At 35.6% G+C, this 20,943-nt stretch carries 20 protein-coding genes and 1 other annotated feature; all 20 genes read left to right on the forward strand.

Annotated elements, in window-relative coordinates; genetic code table 11:
* Positions 1 to 86 precede the first annotated feature (86 nt).
* The 20 genes from BR43_RS03235 to priA all read left to right on the forward strand — a co-directional run bounded on the left by BR43_RS03235 (position 87) and on the right by priA (position 20,895).
* Positions 87 to 956 carry a DegV family protein gene (locus BR43_RS03235; protein WP_034559436.1) on the forward strand — a complete coding sequence of 290 codons (870 nt, stop codon included), beginning with the start codon at positions 87 to 89 and terminating at the stop codon, positions 954 to 956.
* Positions 957 to 1,375: 419 nt separating this feature from the next.
* Complete coding sequence (mgrA, locus tag BR43_RS03240; protein ID WP_034559438.1) at positions 1,376 to 2,368, forward strand: L-glyceraldehyde 3-phosphate reductase; 993 nt, start codon at positions 1,376 to 1,378, stop codon at positions 2,366 to 2,368.
* Positions 2,369 to 2,511: 143 nt separating this feature from the next.
* Positions 2,512 to 2,557, forward strand: a sequence feature (sodium ion sensor (DUF1646 type); this cis-regulatory element may regulate processes involved in with the transportation of sodium ions).
* 55 nt (positions 2,558 to 2,612) lie between these two features.
* Positions 2,613 to 2,939, forward strand: a complete 327-nt coding sequence (locus BR43_RS03245) for a DUF445 domain-containing protein (RefSeq protein ID WP_034559440.1) — start codon at positions 2,613 to 2,615, stop codon at positions 2,937 to 2,939.
* Between the two features lies 1 nt (position 2,940).
* Positions 2,941 to 4,908 (forward strand): V-type ATP synthase subunit I, encoded by a 1,968-nt coding sequence (locus BR43_RS03250; RefSeq protein WP_245617812.1) that lies wholly within the window; start codon positions 2,941 to 2,943, stop codon positions 4,906 to 4,908.
* A gap of 27 nt (positions 4,909 to 4,935) precedes the next feature.
* Positions 4,936 to 5,412, forward strand: a complete 477-nt coding sequence (locus tag BR43_RS03255) for a V-type ATP synthase subunit K (RefSeq protein WP_034559445.1) — start codon at positions 4,936 to 4,938, stop codon at positions 5,410 to 5,412.
* Between the two features lie 20 nt (positions 5,413 to 5,432).
* Positions 5,433 to 6,017 (forward strand): V-type ATP synthase subunit E, encoded by a 585-nt coding sequence (locus tag BR43_RS03260; RefSeq protein WP_034559447.1) that lies wholly within the window; start codon positions 5,433 to 5,435, stop codon positions 6,015 to 6,017.
* A 9-nt stretch (positions 6,018 to 6,026) separates the two neighbouring features.
* Positions 6,027 to 7,031: a V-type ATPase subunit gene (locus tag BR43_RS03265; RefSeq protein ID WP_034559449.1), complete on the forward strand. Its 1,005-nt coding sequence runs from the start codon at positions 6,027 to 6,029 to the stop codon at positions 7,029 to 7,031.
* Positions 7,021 to 7,332 carry a V-type ATP synthase subunit F gene (locus BR43_RS03270; RefSeq protein WP_034559451.1) on the forward strand — a complete coding sequence of 104 codons (312 nt, stop codon included), beginning with the start codon at positions 7,021 to 7,023 and terminating at the stop codon, positions 7,330 to 7,332. Before BR43_RS03265 ends, BR43_RS03270 begins: the two co-directional genes overlap by 11 nt.
* A 15-nt stretch (positions 7,333 to 7,347) precedes the next feature.
* Positions 7,348 to 9,132: a V-type ATP synthase subunit A gene (locus BR43_RS03275; RefSeq protein ID WP_034559453.1), complete on the forward strand. Its 1,785-nt coding sequence runs from the start codon at positions 7,348 to 7,350 to the stop codon at positions 9,130 to 9,132.
* Positions 9,125 to 10,501, forward strand: coding sequence for a V-type ATP synthase subunit B (locus BR43_RS03280; protein ID WP_034559455.1), 1,377 nt, complete (start codon positions 9,125 to 9,127; stop codon positions 10,499 to 10,501). The genes BR43_RS03275 and BR43_RS03280 overlap by 8 nt, the downstream gene beginning before the upstream one ends.
* Positions 10,502 to 10,508: 7 nt before the next feature.
* Positions 10,509 to 11,150 carry a V-type ATP synthase subunit D gene (locus tag BR43_RS03285; protein WP_034559456.1) on the forward strand — a complete coding sequence of 214 codons (642 nt, stop codon included), beginning with the start codon at positions 10,509 to 10,511 and terminating at the stop codon, positions 11,148 to 11,150.
* A 174-nt stretch (positions 11,151 to 11,324) separates the two neighbouring features.
* Positions 11,325 to 12,686 (forward strand): TrkH family potassium uptake protein, encoded by a 1,362-nt coding sequence (locus tag BR43_RS03290; RefSeq protein WP_245617813.1) that lies wholly within the window; start codon positions 11,325 to 11,327, stop codon positions 12,684 to 12,686.
* Positions 12,687 to 12,779: 93 nt separating this feature from the next.
* Entirely contained in the window at positions 12,780 to 14,126 is a 1,347-nt protein-coding gene (locus tag BR43_RS03295; RefSeq protein ID WP_034559458.1) for a patatin-like phospholipase family protein, read from the forward strand.
* Between the two features lie 116 nt (positions 14,127 to 14,242).
* Positions 14,243 to 14,467, forward strand: coding sequence for a YdbC family protein (locus BR43_RS03300; RefSeq protein ID WP_034559459.1), 225 nt, complete (start codon positions 14,243 to 14,245; stop codon positions 14,465 to 14,467).
* Between the two features lie 15 nt (positions 14,468 to 14,482).
* Positions 14,483 to 15,367, forward strand: a complete 885-nt coding sequence (locus BR43_RS03305; protein ID WP_034559460.1) for a YicC/YloC family endoribonuclease — start codon at positions 14,483 to 14,485, stop codon at positions 15,365 to 15,367.
* Positions 15,368 to 15,394: 27 nt separating this feature from the next.
* Complete coding sequence (gene gmk, locus BR43_RS03310; protein WP_034559461.1) at positions 15,395 to 16,009, forward strand: guanylate kinase; 615 nt, start codon at positions 15,395 to 15,397, stop codon at positions 16,007 to 16,009.
* A gap of 5 nt (positions 16,010 to 16,014) precedes the next feature.
* A complete protein-coding gene (gene rpoZ, locus BR43_RS03315) occupies positions 16,015 to 16,230 on the forward strand; it encodes a DNA-directed RNA polymerase subunit omega (protein ID WP_034559463.1) in 216 nt (71 codons plus the stop codon).
* A gap of 209 nt (positions 16,231 to 16,439) precedes the next feature.
* The gene (locus BR43_RS03320; protein ID WP_245617814.1) at positions 16,440 to 16,877 is read left to right on the forward strand and encodes an NUDIX hydrolase; all 438 of its coding nucleotides are present in this window, start codon (positions 16,440 to 16,442) and stop codon (positions 16,875 to 16,877) included.
* A gap of 367 nt (positions 16,878 to 17,244) precedes the next feature.
* The gene (coaBC, locus tag BR43_RS03325) at positions 17,245 to 18,456 is read left to right on the forward strand and encodes a bifunctional phosphopantothenoylcysteine decarboxylase/phosphopantothenate--cysteine ligase CoaBC (protein WP_034559467.1); all 1,212 of its coding nucleotides are present in this window, start codon (positions 17,245 to 17,247) and stop codon (positions 18,454 to 18,456) included.
* A gap of 24 nt (positions 18,457 to 18,480) precedes the next feature.
* A complete protein-coding gene (gene priA / locus BR43_RS03330; RefSeq protein ID WP_034559469.1) occupies positions 18,481 to 20,895 on the forward strand; it encodes a primosomal protein N' in 2,415 nt (804 codons plus the stop codon).
* Positions 20,896 to 20,943 lie beyond the last annotated feature (48 nt).

Consider the following 20,943-nt stretch of genomic DNA (forward strand, 5'->3'; position numbering starts at 1 on the left):
TATTTATTTTTTAAGAACAGTGTATTTTAAAGGGAAAACATGCAATAATAAGTAAGAGAATAAGAAGGTTATAAGGAGTTGTTAGAATGAGTTATCAAATTTTTACCGATTCATGCTCGGATTTACCCTTAGATTTCGTTGAGCAGCAGAAAATTGCTATTATAAGTATGATTATTACCATCGACGGAAAAGAATATATTGACGATTTAGGAAAAACATTTGACAGAGCTAATTTTTTTGAGCAATTAAAAGAAGGCAAACAAGCAGCTACTTCCCAAATAAATATTGGTACTTATTATGAAGCGTTTAAACCGTATGTTGAAAAAGGTGAGCCAATTTTATATTTAGCTTTTTCTTCTAGCTTAAGTGGTTCATATAACAATGCTCTTTCAGCTGTCCAAATGTTAAAAGACGCTTATGAAACGGTAGATATTACAGTTATTGATACAAAAGCAGCTTGTTTAGGAGAAGGCTTGTTAGTGTATCAAGCAGCTTTGTTAAAAGAACAAGGAAAGAGCTTGACAGAAGTAGCAGAATGGGTTGAAAGTCATAAGATGAAACTTCATTCTTGGGTGACGGTAGATGATTTGAAACATCTAGAGCGTGGTGGACGTATTTCATCTGTAGCAGCAACTATGGGATCCTTACTTAATGTAAAACCAATCATTATTGTGAATCGTGAAGGTAGTCTTGAGCCGATTGCTAAGGTACGTGGACGGAAAAAATCTTTACATTATTTAGTGAATAAAACGGTTGAAGGTCTACGAAACGACGCTGAACAAACGATTATTATCGGACATGTAGGCGTACCAGATGAGGCTGAAGCTATAAAAAAAGCATTATTAGAACAAGTTCAGGTGAAAGAAATTCTGATTTATTCATATGGTCCAACCATTGCGACGCATACTGGTTTTGGATCAGTAGCAGTTTTTTCATTTGGAGAAGAACGAATTTAATCTCTATAAAATCTAGTGAACTCCATTTTTTAAATGTTGATTTTACTAGATTTTTAATTTTTAAAGTCGATTGCAGAAACATTTTCTATACTATGTGTAAAATAGAAAAAAATTTTATTAAATTAGCAATCTTTTATAAAAAAATAACTTGAATTGGAAAATCTTGGAATGAGTGTGTACACTAGCAGATAGTTCATTGGATGTTGAATAGTATTTTGAAGCGATATCTTTGTTTTTTATAAATTACAAGACTACAGCTTAATGTGTATATAAATAGAGTCTGCTGTTAGAGTTTTTTTGTGATAGACTATTTATATGTTATTTAACTAGTTGTGTTAATTTTTAAGGATTAGACTTGTAGCATAATAGTGAAAGCGCTATACTTAAGAAGCACAAAATTAGTGATAGGAGGATTAGGGATGTATCAAGCAGATCAGAATCGATATCAGGACATGATCTACAATCGAGTAGGAACGAGTGGGTTAAAATTACCTGCTATTTCATTAGGTATGTGGCACAATTTCGGTGATGTTGATTTATTTGAAAATAGTCGAGAGATGGTCCGCAGTTCATTTGATTTAGGCATTACGCATTTTGACTTAGCCAATAATTATGGACCACCAGCAGGTAGTGCAGAAGAAAATTTTGGTCGGATTTTAGCTAAAGATTTCAAACCATATCGTGACGAACTAGTTATTTCCAGTAAGGCTGGTTATCATATGTGGGAGGGACCTTATGGTGAATGGGGATCTAAAAAGAGTTTAACTGCAAGTATCGATCAGAGTTTAAAACGACTTGGTTTAGATTATGTCGATATTTTTTATTCTCATCGTCCAGATCCAGATACGCCTTTTGAAGAAACGGCACAAGCTTTAGATTTAATGGTTCGTCAAGGGAAAGCACTTTATATTGGCGTGTCTAATTACACTGCTCAGCAAACTATAGAGATTAGTCAGATTTTTAGAGAGCTAAAGACGCCTTTTATTATTCATCAACCTACGTATAATATGTACAATCGTTGGATTGAGGATGAATTGCAGGATATCTTGATCACAGAAGGGTTGGGTTCTATTGTGTTTAGTCCTTTAGCACAAGGACAGTTAACAAATCGTTATCTAGAAGGAATACCTAAAGATTCCCGGGCCGGCCGTTCCTCAAGCCCCTTTTTGGATGAAATATCGGTTCAAGCCAATTTGGAAAAATCTCGTGCTTTAAATGAGCTTGCGTTGAATCGTGGTCAGACGTTAGCTGAAATGGCTGTTGCTTGGCTTTTAAGAGATGGGAAAGTGACTAGTGTTTTAATTGGTGCTAGTCGTGTAAGTCAGATTGAAGATAATGTGAAAGCATTGAAGAATCTAAGTTTTTCTTTAAATGAACTAGCTGAAATCGAAGCAATCCTTGCCAGAAGATAATCGTCAATTCTAGTGTTTTTAATAATTGTTACCCCTATAATGAAGAAAACTAATCTGAATTTTTTACTAGGACAACTTAAATGAAGAGGAATTGACAAGGGATTTTAAGTATGGTAAATTTAGATTAACTTAATGTAAAAAACGGTTGGGCGCAGGCTTTCAAGGTATATTCTTCAGGGGTGAGGAGAATACATTGGTAGTCTGCGCTCTTTTTTTGCATTTTTATAACGGTGGAGGTGAGTTTATGACAGGCGAAACAATTCAGTTTGTAAAAGAAGCCGAAGAACAAGGCAGTAAAATCGAAGAACTTGGTCAAATTAAAAAACAACAAATTTTGGATGAAGCCCAAGAAGAGTTGCGTCTCAAAGAAGTGGCAGTACAAGATTCTTTGGAGAACTACAAAAACCAGCAACAATTAGCTTATCAAAAAAAATTAATAGAAGATCAGGCTCAATTAACAGCAGAATTAAATCAAACCTTAGAAGAAATTACCCAACAAGTAACAACAAGAAAAACTGAGGTGGTTGAAGATATTGTAAGGGAGGTTATCCGTCAGTATGGCCATCGCTAAGATGAAAAAAATAACAATTATTGCCAAGCATTCTGAGAAAGAAACAGTATTAAAAACTGTACAAGAATTACAAAAGATGGAACTAGTTGATTTAGAAACTCTAGAAGAAAAATCCGAGCTTCTTACTTATTATCAAAGAGATGATCGAAGAGTTAACCGTAAAGAATTGGAAGAAAAATTACGACTAATTCAAGAAACACAAGCATATTTACAAGCTTTTCTACCAATAAAAGGTGGTATGAAAAAGTTAAAAGAAGGTCGTAAAAGTTATACGTTAGTTGAACTGGAACAACGAATCGAAAAGAGTTCCATTCTAACTGTCTGTGAAGAAATTAAAACAATTGAAATTGAATTGCGAGAATTGGATCAGTTACGTAAACGACAAAATGAAGCAGAAAGCTTTTTAAAAAAATGGCAGAAGTTAGGTTTTTCACCTAAAAATGTAGACGATTTTCGCTATTTTGTCATTAAGGTAGGAACGGTTTCAATTGATAGTGGACTGAGTTTAAAATTAGCTATTGCGCAACAAAAAAATAGTTATTTTGAAGAAGTTTATCAAACACGAGATGAACTAGGTTGCATGATTGTTGTAGATGAAAAAGATCTTGAAGCAATCGAAAAAATTCTTCACCATCATCATTTCATGTCATTAAAGTATGGTTATAAGTTGGCACCAAAGGAAGAATTAGTAAAACTTCAAACCGAAAGTGCCGAACTGATTCAGCGACAAAATGAATTGAAAAAGCAAATTGAAGGCTACCAAGATCAAGTTGATTTATTGCAGCTTGGCGAAGAATATTATGGGAATTTAGTGCAACGAGAAATTGCCCAATCTTTATTAATGAACGGAACTCGGTTATTTATTCTAAACGGTTGGCTTGAAGAGGCTGAAATATCTGAATTAATTGAGTATCTAAAACAAGATGTACCAGAAGATAGTTTTGTAATCATGGATGATGAAATTCAAGAAACTGAAGTTCCCCATGTTCCAACAGTTTTGAAAAATAATCCAGTAGTGGCACCGTTTGAAACGTTAACGGAAATGTACAGTATGCCTAAATACGATGATGTTGATCCGACACCACTATTAATGCCGTTTTATATGGTATTCTTTGGAATGATGGTTGCAGATGTTGGGTATGGTTTGATTTTGTTACTTGCAACGTTAGCTGCCCAAAAACTATTTAACTTAGATAAGGGCCTACGAAAAAATATGCGCTTCTTCTATTTACTATCTTATCCAACTATTATTTGGGGCTTAATCTATGGTTCATTCTTTGGGTATGCCTTACCATTCAATGTATTGAATCCGCAAAAAGATGTAAATGCTATTCTAATTACATCGGTAGTTTTTGGATTTATTCAATTACTCTTTGGTTTATGTATCAATGGAACGATACTCATACGCAAGAAAAAACCAATTGAAGGGTATGTCGAATCATTTTCTTGGGTTGGAATTCTTGGGGGGATTGGTTTAATTGTACTAGGCATGTTAGTCTTTAACCAATCTATCATTACCTTAGCTGGAAGTGTGCTAGTGGGGATTAATGTAGTAGGACTGTTAGTTTTTTCTGCGGTTCAGTCTGAGAATAAGCTTTTAGGTTTTGGTGGTGGACTTTATGCACTTTATGGCATCACTGGTTATGTGGGAGATTTAGTTAGTTACACGCGTTTAATGGCGTTAGGTATTGCTGGGGGAAGTATCGCCCAAGCTTTTAATTTAATTATTGATTTGTTTCCACCAGTGGGTAAGTTTACGATTGGACTTGTACTGTTTGCTTTATTGCATGCCATTAATATTTTCTTGAGTTTTTTAAGTGCTTATGTTCATGGCGCACGTTTACAGTATGTAGAATTTTTCGGTAAGTTTTATCAAGGTGGCGGTAGAGGGCTTAAACCGTTTAAAACATTTGAAAAACATATTTATTTAAAGAAACGCAACAGTGTGAAAACAGAAGTAAAAAAATAAATTTTTTTAATGGAGGAAATACAACAAATGACAAATTGGTTAGGTTTTTTAACAGAGAATAACGGTGGAATTGTGTTTGCTAGTTTAGGGATGGCGATTGCTATGATTTTTGCAGGAATTGGATCTGCTAAAGGGGTTGGGATGACAGGTGAGGCAGCAGCAGCACTATTGACAGAACAACCAGAAAAATTTGGTCAATCATTGATTTTACAACTATTACCAGGAACACAGGGATTATATGGATTCGTTATTGCTTTTATGATCTTTATTAATGCAGATATGGATATCTCTTTAAGCAAAGGACTATTTTTCTTAATTGCCTCATTACCAGTTGCTTTTACAGGTTTATTTTCTGGGATTGCTCAAGGACGTGTTGCTACAGCTGGAATCCAGATTTTAGCTAAACGCCCAGAGCATGTGATGAAGGGTGTTATCTACGCAGCGATGGTAGAAACATATGCAATTTTAGGGTTTGTAATTTCATTTATCCTAGTCTTTAAATAAGAAAGTAGGAGGGTAAATCGATGTCAGATTTGAAAAAATTAACAAGCCAAATGATAGAACGAGTTGAGGCTGAGGTGGCAAAAGAGCTAGTGGAAACACGTTCGCAAGCAGAGATTATTGTCTTAAATGGCGAACATCAGATAGAGGAAATGCAAAAAGTACAACAGCAAAAAATTGCTGAAGAGCAGTTGCAAGACTATCAATTGCAATTAAATGCTTATAAAGTGAAATTACGCAATCAATTGCTGGCGGAAAAACAACAAATTTTAAGTGACTGTTTTAAGGCGGCTTTAGCTGAAATGAGTCACTGGAATACAGCTGATTTTCAACAGTTTGTGGAAGGTGTCTTGCTGAATTTACAGCCTGAAGAATCTATTGAATTAGTTCTAGGTGAACAGTCTAAAGATGTGCTTTCAAAGGAATGGCTAGCAAATATAGCAGAAACGAATCACTGGAAAATCGTTTTAAGTCCAGAATATGTTGCCAATGAAGCTGGTTTTGTTTTAAGAATTGCAGGAATTGACTATAATTTTTGCTTTGCCTCATTAATTGCAGAGCAAAGAGAAAATTTGATTCCATTATTGGCAGGGAAGTTATTTCCTTAGGAGGGTGTTATGAAAGATACAGATTATGCAGGAACAAATGCACGTATTCGAGTGTTTGAAACACGCCTATTAAAGAAAGAACAATTTGACACTATGCTACAGGCGAAGGATTTTGACGAAGCGGTAAATGTTTTAAAAGATAGTCCGTATCGACAAGATGTTGAGAGAATGAAAGAAACGAAAGAATACGATGTATTATTAGATAATGAAATGCAACGAACGTTTCAAGAACTATTTGATTTAACGCCAGAGCCACGCTTAATTGAATTATTTTCATTACGTTACACGTATCATAACTTAAAAGTTCTTTTGAAAGCTAAATTAGTCGGAGAGAATTTTGATTTTTTGCTAATTGATATTGGGCGTGAGCCACTTTCGGCATTACGAAATGCTGTTGAAACGGGGAAGTCTGAGTTGCTGGATCCGATGATTTTAGCAGCAATTGCTGATACGAAAGCGTACTATGAAGAATATCAAGCGATTCAAGCAGTGGATATCTTGTTAGATCGAGCTTATTTTCATCATTTAAAAGCGATTGCTGTAGCCTTAAAGGTGCCTAGAATTATTGAGTGTATCGAATTATTTATTGATTTAAGTAATTTATCGACTTTATCGCGAGCAGTGAATCAAAAACAAACCCAGAACTTTCTTAGAACGATTTTATCAAGTGCTGGGAAGATTCCAAAAGAACAGCTACTGGCTTTAATTACGGAAGATTTAACGAGTTTGCCAAAAAAATTAAGCAGTTTCCCATATGAATCTATTATCGAAACGGCAACAAATCCTGAAACAGGGCGTTTGTCACCAGTTGCTTTGGATTTAGCAACAGATAATGCATTAATGGCATTTTTCCAAGAAGCTAAGTTTGATATTTTTGGACCGATGCCAATGTTAGCCTATTTATATGCAAAAGAAACAGAAATTAAAAATTTACGTTTATTATTAGTAGGTAAAAATAATCAACTTTCTCAAACAGCTTTAGAAGAAAGGATGCGAATCAACTATGGCTCATAAAATTGGTGTAGTAGGAGATAAAGATTCGGTTTTGCCTTTTAAAATTTTAGGTTTTGATGTTTTTCATGCTGCTGAGGCTGAGATAGGCAGACGGATTATTGATGATTTAGCTGGGAAGAATTATGGCATTATCTATGTAACAGAACAGCTAGGTGCTGAGATTCCAGAAACAATTAATCGTTATGACGATCAAATTACGCCAGCAATTATTTTAATTCCGAATCATTTAGGCACATTAAATATCGGAAAAAGTCGCATTCAGGAAAATGTTGAGAAAGCTGTTGGTCAAAATATTTTATAGCAGGAGGCTATTTACTTGAAAAAAGGAAAAATTATTAAAGTTTCTGGTCCTTTAGTTATGGCTGAAGGAATGGAAGAAGCAAATATTCAAGATATCTGTCAAGTAGGTGAAATTGGCTTAATTGGTGAAATTATTGAAATGCGAGGAGATGTGGCCTCGATTCAAGTTTATGAAGAAACTTCTGGTGTTGGACCAGGTGAGCCAGTTGTCACAACAGGTGAAGCATTATCGGTTGAATTAGGACCAGGGTTGATTGCCCAGATGTTTGATGGAATTCAACGTCCTCTAGCTGAATTTATGGATGTGACTAAAAGTGATTTCTTAGTCCGTGGTGTATCTGTTGAAGCCTTAGATCGAACTAAAAAATGGCATTTTGAACCATCAGTAGCTATTGGTGATGAGGTCATTAGTGGTGATATTGTAGGAACTGTTCAGGAAACAAAAGTCATTACACATAAAATTATGGTCCCCAACGGAGTCAAAGGAAAAGTGTTAGATATTAAAGCGGGTGCATTTGATTTAAATGAAGTGGTGTATACGTTAGAAACAGAAAACGGTTCTAAAGAATTAACGATGATGCAAAAATGGCCTGTTCGTCGTGGGCGTCCAATTGCGAAAAAATTAAATCCAGGTGAACCGATGACAACGGGACAACGTGTTATTGATACCTTTTTCCCAGTAGTTAAAGGTGGAGCAGCAGCTGTTCCGGGTCCGTTTGGGGCAGGGAAAACGGTTGTGCAACATCAAATTGCTAAATGGAGTGATGTTGAGATTGTTGTCTACGTTGGTTGTGGGGAACGAGGAAATGAAATGACCGATGTAATTAATGAGTTTCCTGAATTAATTGATCCTAACACAGGTGAATCTATTATGGAACGAACTATCTTAATTGCAAATACCTCTAATATGCCAGTAGCGGCTCGTGAAGCTTCAATTTACACAGGAATCACGATTGCGGAATACTTCCGTGATATGGGGTATAGTGTGGCAATTATGGCTGATTCAACTTCTCGTTGGGCAGAAGCTTTACGTGAAATGTCTGGACGTTTAGAAGAAATGCCTGGGGATGAAGGTTATCCAGCTTATTTAGGCAGTCGAATTGCGGAGTACTATGAACGTGCCGGTTTAGCTATTGCTTTAGGTAGTGAAGGTCGTCAAGGAAGTATTACTGCGATTGGAGCGGTATCACCACCTGGTGGGGATATTTCTGAGCCAGTTACTCAAAATACACTACGAATTGTTAAAGTTTTCTGGGGATTAGATTCCATTTTGGCGCAAAAACGTCATTTTCCATCAATTAACTGGTTAAGTTCGTATTCATTGTATTTAACGGAAGTTGGCAAATACAATGATGAGATTTTAAAAACCAATTGGAGTGCTATGGTAACGAAAGCGATGAGTATCTTACAGGAAGAGTCACAACTAGAAGAAATTGTTCGTTTGGTTGGTGTTGATTCATTGTCAGAAAAAGATCGTTTAACGTTAGAAGTAGCCAAGTCAATTCGTGAAGATTATTTGCAACAAAATGCTTTTGATGATGTTGATACGTATACATCCAGACAAAAACAATATGAAATGTTACATTTAATTTTAACTTTTGGCGATGAGGCTCAAAAAGCATTAGAAATGGGTTCTTATTTGACTGAAATTATGGATGGAACAAGCAAGTTACGTGATCGGATTGCTCGAAGTAAATACATTCCGGAAACAGAACTTGAAAAATTCCAGCAAATTAAAACAGATATCGAATTAAACGTGAAAGAAATTATTGCAAATGGAGGGATGACAAATCATGCTTAAAGAGTATCGTACGATTAGTGAGGTTGTTGGTCCCTTAATGGCAGTTGAGCAAGTTTCTGGTGTGAAATACGATGAGCTTGTTGAAATTCAAATGCAAAATGGTGAAACCCGTCATGGTCAAGTTTTAGAAGTTGATGGGGATAAGGCGATGGTTCAGATTTTTGAAGGTTCTGATGGAATTAATTTAAAAGATTCTAAAGTTCGTTTCCTTGGTCGCCCGCTTTCATTAGGTGTTTCAGAAGATATGGTTGGTCGTGTCTTTGATGGTATGGGGCGCGTAAAAGATGGTGGTCCTGAATTATTAGCTGAAAAACGCTTAGATGTAAATGGAGAAGCTATTAACCCGATGGCCCGAGATTATCCAAATGAATTTATTCAAACGGGAATTTCAGCAATTGATCATTTGAATACGTTAGTTCGTGGTCAAAAGCTACCTGTTTTTTCAGGGTCAGGTTTGCCACATAAAGAATTAGCGGCACAGATTGCTCGTCAAGCAACGGTTTTAAATAGTGAAGATTCCTTTGCGGTTGTTTTTGCAGCTATCGGAATTACCTTTGAAGAAGCTGAATTTTTCATGGAAGATTTTCGGAAAACAGGAGCGATTGATCGTTCGGTTATGTTTGTGAATCTAGCTAATGATCCAGCGATTGAACGAATTGCGACCCCTAAAATGGCTTTAACAGCTGCGGAATATTTGGCTTATGAAAAAGGCATGCAAGTCTTAGTGATTATGACGGATATGACTAATTACTGTGAAGCGTTGCGTGAAATTTCAGCAGCTCGTCGTGAAGTTCCAGGTCGTCGTGGCTATCCAGGATATTTATATACAAATCTAGCGACTCTATATGAGCGCGCTGGACGCTTAAAAGGGAAGAAAGGTTCTGTTACACAAATTCCTATTTTAACGATGCCAGAGGACGATAAAACACACCCAATTCCTGATTTAACTGGATATATTACGGAAGGTCAGATTATTCTGTCTCGTGATTTGTATAAGAGTGGTATTCAGCCACCGATAGATGTATTGCCGTCACTTTCCCGTCTAAAAGACAAAGGAACGGGTGAAGGGAAAACACGTTACGATCATGCCGCAACAATGAATCAGCTTTTTGCTGCATATGCCGAGGGGAAACAAGCCAAGGAATTAGCCGTTGTATTAGGAGAATCTGCCCTTTCTAAAGTAGATAAACTCTATGCAATCTTTGCAGACCGGTTTGAAAAAGAGTACATTAACCAAGGTTTTACTACCAATCGGACAATTGAAGAAACGCTAGATTTAGGTTGGGAGCTGTTAAGCATCCTGCCAAGGACCGAATTAAAACGAATTAAAGACGATCTTTTGGATACATTTTTGCCAGAGGGAGAGTGAGTCATAAATGGTACGTTTAAATGTGAATCCTACCCGCATGGAGCTTTCTAAATTAAAGAAACGCTTAACAACTGCAACAAGGGGACATAAATTATTAAAAGATAAACAAGATGAATTGATGCGTCGTTTTATTTTGTTAATTCGTAAAAATAATGTGCTACGTTCTGAAGTAGAGGAACGTTTAACAGCAGGTATGCAATCTTTTGTCATGGCCAAAGCGCTTTTAAATGAAGCTTTTATTGAAGAATTAGTTGTGGTTCCACCAAAGAATGTCACGTTAGATATTTATGAAAAAAATATTATGAGTGTTGTTGTGCCAGTTATGAATTTTTCATATGAAGAAACGAAAATAGATGAAGAAGAGGAAAATCAGCTGCGTTATGGGTACTTAAATTCTAATAGCGAGCTGGATCAGTCTATTTCTGAAATGTCACAAGTAATGCCCAACTTATTAGAATTGTCAGAAATTGAAAAAACATGTCAGTTAATGGCAAATGAAATTGAAAAAACCAGAAGACGTGTAAATGCTTTAGAATATATGACTATTCCTCAATTAGAGGAAACGATCCGTTATATTCAAATGAAATTAGAAGAAAATGAACGAGCGAGCATTACTCGTTTAATGAAAGTTAAAGATATGGGTAAGTAATAGAAATGATGGATCCAATAATAAGGCTGCAATTCTCTCCTTATTGTTGGATTTATTTGTTTATAAAATAACTAGGAAAAACTAAGTGAAGAAGGTATAATCAAAGTTAAGATAAAACATATTAATAGATAAATAACTAAAATTTATTTAATATTGCCATAGGAGTGAGAAAAGGTGACGAGAAAAAGGCGCTTGAAGCAACGGTATTGGAAAGCTTCGCCAGTTCAAGTTTTAGCATTAGGTTTTTTAGGAACAATTTTATTAGGTGGGATTTTGTTATCTTTACCCTTTGCTTCACAGGCCAATGAAGCGACTAATTTTTTAGATGCATTATTTACGGCAACTTCAGCCGTCTGCGTAACAGGCTTGGTTACTTTGAATACTGCTGCTCATTGGAGTATTGCTGGGAAATTAATAATTATGCTTTTAATTGAAATCGGTGGTTTAGGCTTTATGTCCTTCACAATATTGATTTTTTTAATTTCAAGAAAAAAAGTCAATTTACGAATGCGGATTTTAATGAAAGAAGCATTGAATTTAGATCAATTATCTGGTGGGATTAAGCTAATTATTTATATTATTAAATTTGCAATTGGTGTGCAACTCATTGGTGCGATGATTTTAAGTATTGATTTTATTCCACGTTATGGTGTTTTAAAAGGATTGTTTTTTAGTGTGTTTCATTCAATTTCAGCGTTTTGTAATGCTGGTTTTGATTTATTCGGTAATAGTTTGGAATCGTTTCAAAGTAATCCATTGGTCATTGGTGTATTAAGCTTTTTAATTATTGCAGGTGGACTTGGATTTATTGTTTGGCGTGATTTGTTAACGTATCAAAAAAATAAACGTCTTTCTTTTCATACAAAGTTAACTTTGCGAGTGACGGGAGTGTTATTATTAGGTGGTTTTATTTTATTCCTAGTAACAGAAGCTAATTTAGGACAGATGGATAAATTATCATTTGGCAATCGTTTATTGAATACATTTTTCTTAACGGTGACGCCAAGAACAGCTGGCTTTAACAGTATTCCATATCATGATTTGTCACTTGCAGGTATTCTAATTACTTGTTTTCTAATGTATATTGGGGGCTCGTCAGGTTCAACAGCGGGAGGGTTAAAAACGTCAACTTTTGGAATTCTAGTGATGCATGCTTACTCCATTTTTAAAGGTCGTGAAACCACTCAATTCTTAGATCGTTCGATTAATATTAAAGTAATAAACCGTGCTTTTGTATTACTATTTATTACAATGACTACTATTACAACGGCGATTATTCTGCTTAGTATGACAGAAAAAATTCCGACTGGATTTGGGATTGAATATATTGTTTTTGAAGTTTTTTCGGCTTTTGGAACGGTAGGAGTTACATTGGGATTAACGCCAGATTTAACTAGTATTGGAAAAGTAGTTATTATGTCATTGATGTTCATGGGACGAGTTGGAATTTTCACTATTTTACTGGCATTGGTTAAACGTGACCATGAAACAAATGTGAAATTTAAATACCCGGAAGAAAATGCGATTATTGGCTAAACATTCATAGAAATAAGGGGTTAAACTAGCTTTTATGTAGTCGATTCGCTACTATTAATACTATAAACTGAAGAGGATAAAGTAGGTGACGAGATGACAGTAGAGGTTGAAAAGAAAAAGAAAACAGCATTGGTTTTAGGTGGTGGTGGTGCCAGAGGAGCCTATCAAATTGGTGTTTGGCAAGCTTTGATTGAACTAGGCATTAAGTTTGAGATTGTAACAGGAACATCTGTCGGGGCATTAAATGGTGGTTTAATCGTTCAAGGAGATTACGAAGCAGCATTAGAAATGTGGCAGCAGATTGAAACCAATCATGTTTTAGAATTTGAAACCCCTGTAAATGCGACTAGTTTTAGAGGCTATCAACAAACTGTTGGAGCATTTATTTTCAATGCTTTTCGTAAGAAAGGAATCAGTGCATCGCCTTTAAAAGAGACCATTATTGAAGGCTTATTAGATGAAGAACGAATGCGCAGTAAAAAAATTGATTTTGGAATTGCTTTGACTGAATTTCCATCGATGCGTCAAAAATTTATCTTTTTAGATGAAATTCCAAAAGGATTGGTTAGTTCGTATTTATTAGGAAGTGCTTCATTTTTCCCTGCAATGCAACCTACACGAATTGGTGAAAAATTATATGTAGATGGTGGATACCATGATAATATTCCGATTGATTTAGCGTTATCTAAAGGTGCGACTAATTTAATTGTGGTAGATGTTAAAGGTCCAGGCATTACCAAATCAATTTCTGTGCCAGCGGATTGCCAAGTGCAAGAAATCGTGAGTAAATGGCCATTAGGAGCCGTGTTGCTTTTTGATGGTGCTCGTTCTAAGGTGAATATCAATTTAGGCTATTTAGAGACCTTAAAAAGCTACCAACGTTTATCGGGTAGCTGGTATAGTTTTAAAAATGCAGATGTACAACAACATCAAAAGCATTTTTATCAAGCATTTCGGGAACTGTTAAATCAACAGCCGACAGACTTCGTTAGTCAGTTCGTGGGAAATGAAAAAAATCAAGAATATTTACTAAAACGATTAAGAAGCGCTTGGCGTGGTCGAATTGGAAAGCTTGAGCTAAGCTATGCCCTTCATGAGTTAACAGCTAAAATGTTACACATTGAACCAACTAAAATTTATCGTTTTCCTGAATTTAATCAGTTGATTTTGACAAAAATTCAACAACTTCAAGAAAAAAATAGTGTGACTGAGAATGAACTAGAGATGATCTATAGTGGTGAGGAATGGTTAGATCGCTATTCTCAAGAAATTCCGTTTATTTCAGATCAAAAAATGGTGCTTTATTTTGTCACCTTGTTGGAAAATAATCAAGAGCAGTTAAGCCAGTCACGCAATCTACAATGGCTGATTTATCGGAAACCAGTGGCATTTATGATGGCAGCTTATTTATATTATTTACGTGGGAAGTTAGATGAATAAATTTTCTCAGTAAAAAGTCTATAATCGAAGCGGATTTTATGGTACACTAACAAATGAATTTTTAAATGTTGAGTTTGCAAAATAAAAGGTGATTTTAGTCGATTGGATGGTGAAAAATGGCAAAAGAATTTTCATTTGAAATTATGGAAGAAATTGCAGTTCTTTCTGAGAATGCCAAAGGTTGGAAAAAAGAACTAAACTTAGTAAGCTGGAATGGCAATCCGCCCAAGTTTGATTTGCGTGATTGGGATTCTGAACATGAAAAAATGGGTAAAGGTTTGACGCTATCGAATGAAGAAGTCAAAGGGTTAAAACAAGCATTAGCCGCTATTGATATTTAAGGGAGATGGAAGCTTATGAAGAGTATGACTGGTTTTGGTCGAGCTTCTATTAGTCGTTTAGATTATCAAATTGATATTGAAATTAAGTCAATCAATCATCGCTTTTTAGAAATTGTTGCTCGGATGCCTAAAGAATTAAATTTTATGGAGCTACCGATCAAAAAACAATTAGGCAGTCAATTAAAACGTGGTCGAGTTGAAGTATATGTCAATTTTAAAAAGAGCGTTAGTGGTCAAAAAGAGTTAGTTGTAAATTGGTCATTGGTTGATGAAGCGGTTCATTTTGTAACGGAAGCAAAAGAACGTTATGCTGCTCAACCAGACATTGATTTTTCAGCTAGTTTGCCACAATTATTTGCTTCAGATGATTTTCTAATGATTCAAGAGCAAGATTTAGATGAAGCGACTATTGAGCCGTTAATTAGTGAAGCGGCTGAAGCGGCTTTAGCTGAATTGGTTTTAAATCGTGAAGCGGAAGGTTTGCGTTTAAAAGAACATTTGCTCAACCATGTTGCTGCTTTTAAAGAAGCAATTGGTCAGATTGTTGTGATGACGGATTTATTTGAAGCTCACTATCGAACGCGATTAGAAAATCGTTTAAATGAAGTCTTAGGGAATTTGGTGGATGAACCTCGTTTATTGACTGAACTAGCTGTCTTGTTAGAAAAAGCAGACATTCATGAAGAGTTAGAACGCTTAGATAGCCATGTGATTCATCTTACTAAACTGCTAGAAAAGCAAGAACCAGTGGGGCGTGAGTTGGATTTTCTTATTCAAGAAATGAATCGGGAAGTCAATACAATTGGGTCAAAAGCCAATCAGTTAAAATTATCAGATACAGTGATTCTAATGAAAACTGAGTTGGAAAAAATTAGAGAACAAGTTCAAAATATTGAATAAAGTACAGCATAGAGAGGGATTTAACTAATGGCAGAACGTGGGCTTTTAATAGTTCTTTCTGGACCGTCTGGTGTCGGTAAAGGAACTGTAAGACAAGCAATTTTTGAAAATGAAGACACGGATTTTGAATATTCAATTTCTATGACAACACGTAAACAACGAGTAGGAGAAACCGATAAAGTCGATTATTTCTTTAGTAACAAAAAAGAATTTGAAACTTTGATTGATAATGGTGGCCTATTAGAGTATGCTGAGTATGTAGGAAATTACTATGGCACACCGTTGGCTTATGTTGAGGAGACTTTACAGCGTGGCAAGGATGTCTTTTTAGAAATAGAAGTTCAAGGAGCTCTACAGGTTCGTGAAAAAATGCCTGAAGGAGTTTTTATTTTCCTAACGCCACCGGATTTGGTAGAATTAAAATCACGGATTGTTGGTCGTGGCACAGATGAGATGGCAGTTATTGAACAACGGATGGAAAAAGCTGTTGAAGAGATTGAGATGATGCGCCTCTATGATTATGCTGTGGTTAATGATGAAGTTGAGAATGCTGTTAGAAAGATTAAACAGATTATTGAAAGTGAACACTTACGCGTATCACGAGTGATTCACCGTTATAAAAAAATGATTGAGGAGCTGTAAATAATATGATGCTAGAACCGTCTATTGATAACTTGTTAGAAAAAATTGATTCAAAATATTCGTTGGTGATTATTGCTAGTAAACGCGCGCACCAATTACATGCTAAAGATATGCCTTTATTGGAAAAATATGATTCTCATAAAAATGTTGGAAAAGCGTTAGAAGAAGTTAACGCTGGCGATTTAGTGATTGATCCAACAACTGTTGGACCAGAAGAGTAGACTGATCGTTGTACGACTCCTAAAGTTAGCGCTGAAAAGCCTAACTTTTTTTTGTCTAGTTTCTTTTGAATAAAACCGACTTATATAAACTTATGAAACAGGCAAAGAACTAGATTTCTCATTCCAATTAGGTTTGAGAGTTTTTTTATTTTTAGCTCTCATAAAATTTGAATCAAAATAGGCAGCTCGCTAATGATAGAGTTGAAAGGATGTCGATAGAAATGGGAGAATACAGTACGCACTTTGGTATTTATGGAGTCAGTTTTAAAGAAGAAAAACTATTATGTATTCAGAAAGCAACTGGACCTTATCAAAATCGTTTTGATTTGCCAGGAGGAAGTCAAAAGCCCTTTGAAAGTCTTGTCGATACACTAAAAAGAGAAGTGAGGGAAGAAACGAGCTATTTTGTTGTTAACTATGAAAATGTTCGTTGTTACGATACTTTTGTTCAACAATCAGGAAATCAGAACCTTGTGCATCATGTTTTTGTTCTATATGATATTGAAGTGAAAGAACAAGAGCATCGGTTCGAGGTGGTAGAAGAAAATGATTCCTTAGGTAGTTTATGGATAGAGCTAGATAGTCTAACAATCGCCAATTCATCACCAGTTATTTTAAAATTAATTGAAGAATTTAAAAGCAAGTAAACATGTTCATTGGTTAGTAAAAGAATAGGCAAATCATAGGAATTTTGTAGAATGTAGTAGAAAGTTAGCTAAGCTAACAGATATTCTAAAGTTTGGAATTCTTATTGGAAAGATCTAGTGAAGATTAGTTGTTAGTTTTAAGACAAGTTAGTGTAAGGAAGTTTCCTAAAAATAGAATAATTGCTTAAAACAAATACTAAATTAGCTGTTTTTCAAGACAAATGTGGTATTTTCTAGTAGAATAGACAAGATAGTTAAAATAGTGAATAAAAAAGTATGAGAATCAAAGAGAGTGCTTATTTTTCATAGACAACTAAAAAATAAAATTTAAACGAAAAATTTCCGTATGTGAAGGGAGAATTTGACCATGTTAGCAGGTAAGAAAGTCGCTTTATATGTAACTGGTGGAATTGCCGTTTATAAAGTTTGTGATTTAACCCGAAAATTAATTAAAGCTGGTGCTGAAGTGAAAGTTGCAATGACTGAATCAGCAACGCAATTTGTAGCGCCATTAACCTTTCAAGTATTAAGTAAAAATGATGTTTATTTAGATACCTTTGATGAAAAAATTAGTAGTGAAGTTGCACATATTCATTTGGCTGATTGGTCTGATTTAGCGATTATTGCTCCGGCAACGGCTAATAGTATCGCCAAACTTGCGAATGGAATTGCAGATGATTTTGTCTCGACAGCGCTATTAGCCACAACAGCCCCAATATATATTGTTCCAGCAATGAATCAGCATATGTTAGAAAATCCAGCAACGGTTCGTAATTTAAAAACAATTGCATTAGATGGAAGACGTGTGATTGAACCGGCAACTGGTTTTTTAGCAGAAGGTTATGAAGGGCGTGGACGTTTGCCTGAACCAGCAGATATTATAACTGAAATTGAATTAGATTTAACCCAAAGACAAGCTGATTTGCCTTTGAAAGGAAGAAAAATGATTGTCACAGCTGGTGGTACAAAAGAACGAATTGATCCTGTTCGCTTCATTACCAATGATTCTTCTGGAAAAATGGGCTATAGTTTAGCAATTGCGGCACGTGATTTAGGAGCAGAGGTTTATTTGATTTCTGCAAGTCAGCTATTGCCAAATCCAGTAGGAATAACTGTAATTCCTGTTGAAACTTCTAGTGAAATGGAGACAGCTATTTTAACGGAGTTTGATACAACAGATATTGTCATTATGGCAGCTGCAGTTTCAGATTATAAACCAGCAAATGAAGTCAAAGAAAAAATTAAAAAATCAGATGCTAAAATGACCATAGAATTATTAAAAACAACTGATATTTTGGCTGAACTAGGTCAGAAGAAAAAGCAACAGTTTTTAGTTGGATTTGCAGCTGAAACAACCAATATTGCAACATATGCAATGGGAAAATTAGAAAAGAAAAAGGCAGATATGATTGTTGCAAATGATGTATCACAACCTCATGCAGGCTTTAATAAAGATACGAATGAAGTGACTATTTATAGCAAATTAGCAGAGCCGATTGCATTATCAGTTAGAAGTAAAGCTGAGATTGCTAAAGGTATTTTAGCAGTTGTTTTAGAACAGCTCAATCGTAAAAATTAGCAGATGAAGAGGGTGTGAATGTAAATGGTGTCAATTGCAAAGGTTATTGTAGATGTCCCAACAATGCAAACCAATCAGCCCTATGATTATGGTGTTCCAAGTGAATTTGAGAAGCAACTGACTAGAGGAATGCGTGTTGAAGTTCCTTTTGGTAAAGGTGGTCGACGTGTTCAAGGTTTTGTGGTTGCGATTGTTCACTCAACAGATTACACAGGTGAATTAAAATATATTGCAAATCTAATGGATTTGAATCCAGTTTTAAATGATGAAATGTTAGCACTAGGACAAGAAATGGCGCGGACTACATTTGCCTTCCAAATTACTTGTCTGCAAACGATGTTGCCTAGTGTTATGCGTGCCAAATATGAAAAGAAAATTCGGTTGATTGATGAAATTCCAGAGGAACTTTTTTTTAGTTTGTTTAAAGGACAAGCTGAAATTAGTTGGATAGAAGCTGAAGAACGTGAGATATTGCCTCAATTAATGGAATTGAAAAAAACGGATATGGTTGAAGTGATTTATGAAGTCCGAAATCAAGCTAGAGCAAAAAAACAACGGATGGTTAAAAGTTTACTTTCTTTTCAACAGGTAGAAGAAGAGCTAAATGCGTTAGGCAAGCGAGGCCCTAAACAGCAAGTCTTATTAAGTTATCTTCAATCATTGGGAGAAGAAGTGAAAAGTGTTGCAGAAATAAAAGCCACAACTTCCTTGACTGCTGCTAATTTAAAAGAGGCGGAAGTAAAAGGGTGGTTAGCTTTTTATGAAGAAGAAATTTACCGAGATCCTTTTAAAGAACGTGAATTTAAGCAAACAGAAGCCTTTATCTTAAATGCTAGTCAGCAAGCGGCTATTACGCCAATATTAGCTGCTATGTCAGAAAATCGTGCTGAAACCTTTCTATTAAAAGGCGTTACAGGAAGCGGAAAAACAGAAGTCTACCTACAAACTATTGCTGAAACATTGCAACAAGGAAAAAGCGCCTTGATGTTAGTGCCAGAAATTGCTTTAACTCCTCAAATGGTGAATCATTTTAAAGGGCGTTTTGGTGATGAAGTTGCTGTGCTTCATAGTGGATTATCAGTAGGTGAAAAATACGATGAGTGGCGCAAAATTGAGCGTGGTGAGGCAAAAGTTGTTGTCGGGGCTCGTTCGTCAATTTTTGCACCTGTAACGAATATTGGAGTTATTATTATTGATGAAGAACATGAGGGTTCTTATAAACAAGACGAAAGCCCTCGTTATCATGCCCGTGATATTGCTTTGTGGCGGAGTCAATTCCATCATTGTCCAGTCATATTAGGTAGTGCTACGCCTTCATTGGAATCTCGTGCTAGGGCACAGAAAAATGTGTATACGTTATTAGAATTAACTGAAAGAGCCAACAAGAAGGCTCTGCCTGAAGTTGAGATTATTGATATGCGAGATGAATTAAAATTACAGAATCGTAGTAGTTTTTCATTGGTATTACAAGAAAAAATTCGTGATCGCATTGCCAAAAGAGAGCAAATCGTGTTATTGTTGAACAGGCGTGGCTATTCTTCATTTGTTATGTGCCGCGATTGTGGGTTTGTTTTACCTTGCCCAAACTGTGATATCTCATTAACGTTACACATGGATACAAAAACAATGAAATGTCACTATTGTGGACATGAAGAGGGAATCCCTCATACGTGTCCAAGCTGTAAAGGTCATAAAATTCGCTACTATGGAACTGGGACACAAAAAATTGAAGAAGAGTTACAAAGCTTAATTCCAGAAGCTTCGATTATTCGGATGGATGTAGATACAACTCGGAAAAAAGGCGCTCATGAAAAGTTATTAACAGCTTTTGGAAATGGAGAAGCCGATATTTTATTAGGGACACAAATGATTGCCAAAGGCTTGGATTTTCCCAATATTACACTGGTTGGAGTTCTAAATGCTGATACAGCATTAGGGTTGCCTGATTTTCGTGCAAGTGAACGCACTTTTCAATTACTGACTCAAGTCAGTGGCCGTGCAGGACGTGCGGAATTAACTGGTGAAGTCATTGTGCAGACCTACAATCCAGAGCATTATGCGATTGTTTTAGCTCAAAAACATGATTACGATCATTTTTATCAGCATGAGATGATGTTACGGCATCGTGGTAGTTATCCACCTTATTATTACACAATTTTAATTACAACGAGCCATGAAGAAGAAGTTGTGGCGGCTAAAAAAATGCAAGAAATTGTTCAGTTTATTCGTCCAGAGATGCAGCCAGAAACGATTATTTTAGGACCAACTCCTAAAGCTGTAGCACGAGTCAATAATCGCTACTATTATCAAACTATTATCAAATACAAACAGGAACCACAACTGTTTCCAAAATTACATGAGCTTTTAAACAACTCACAGAGAGAAATGGCCCGTGGTTTGCATGTATCAATCGATTCGGAACCAATGCATTTTATTTAAAAAATAAAGTCTGAACTAAATAAATTATAAAAAAGAGAGAAGGCGACT

Origin of the sequence: Carnobacterium gallinarum DSM 4847 (assembly GCF_000744375.1) — a bacterium.
In the GTDB taxonomy this organism is placed as follows: domain Bacteria; phylum Bacillota; class Bacilli; order Lactobacillales; family Carnobacteriaceae; genus Carnobacterium; species Carnobacterium gallinarum.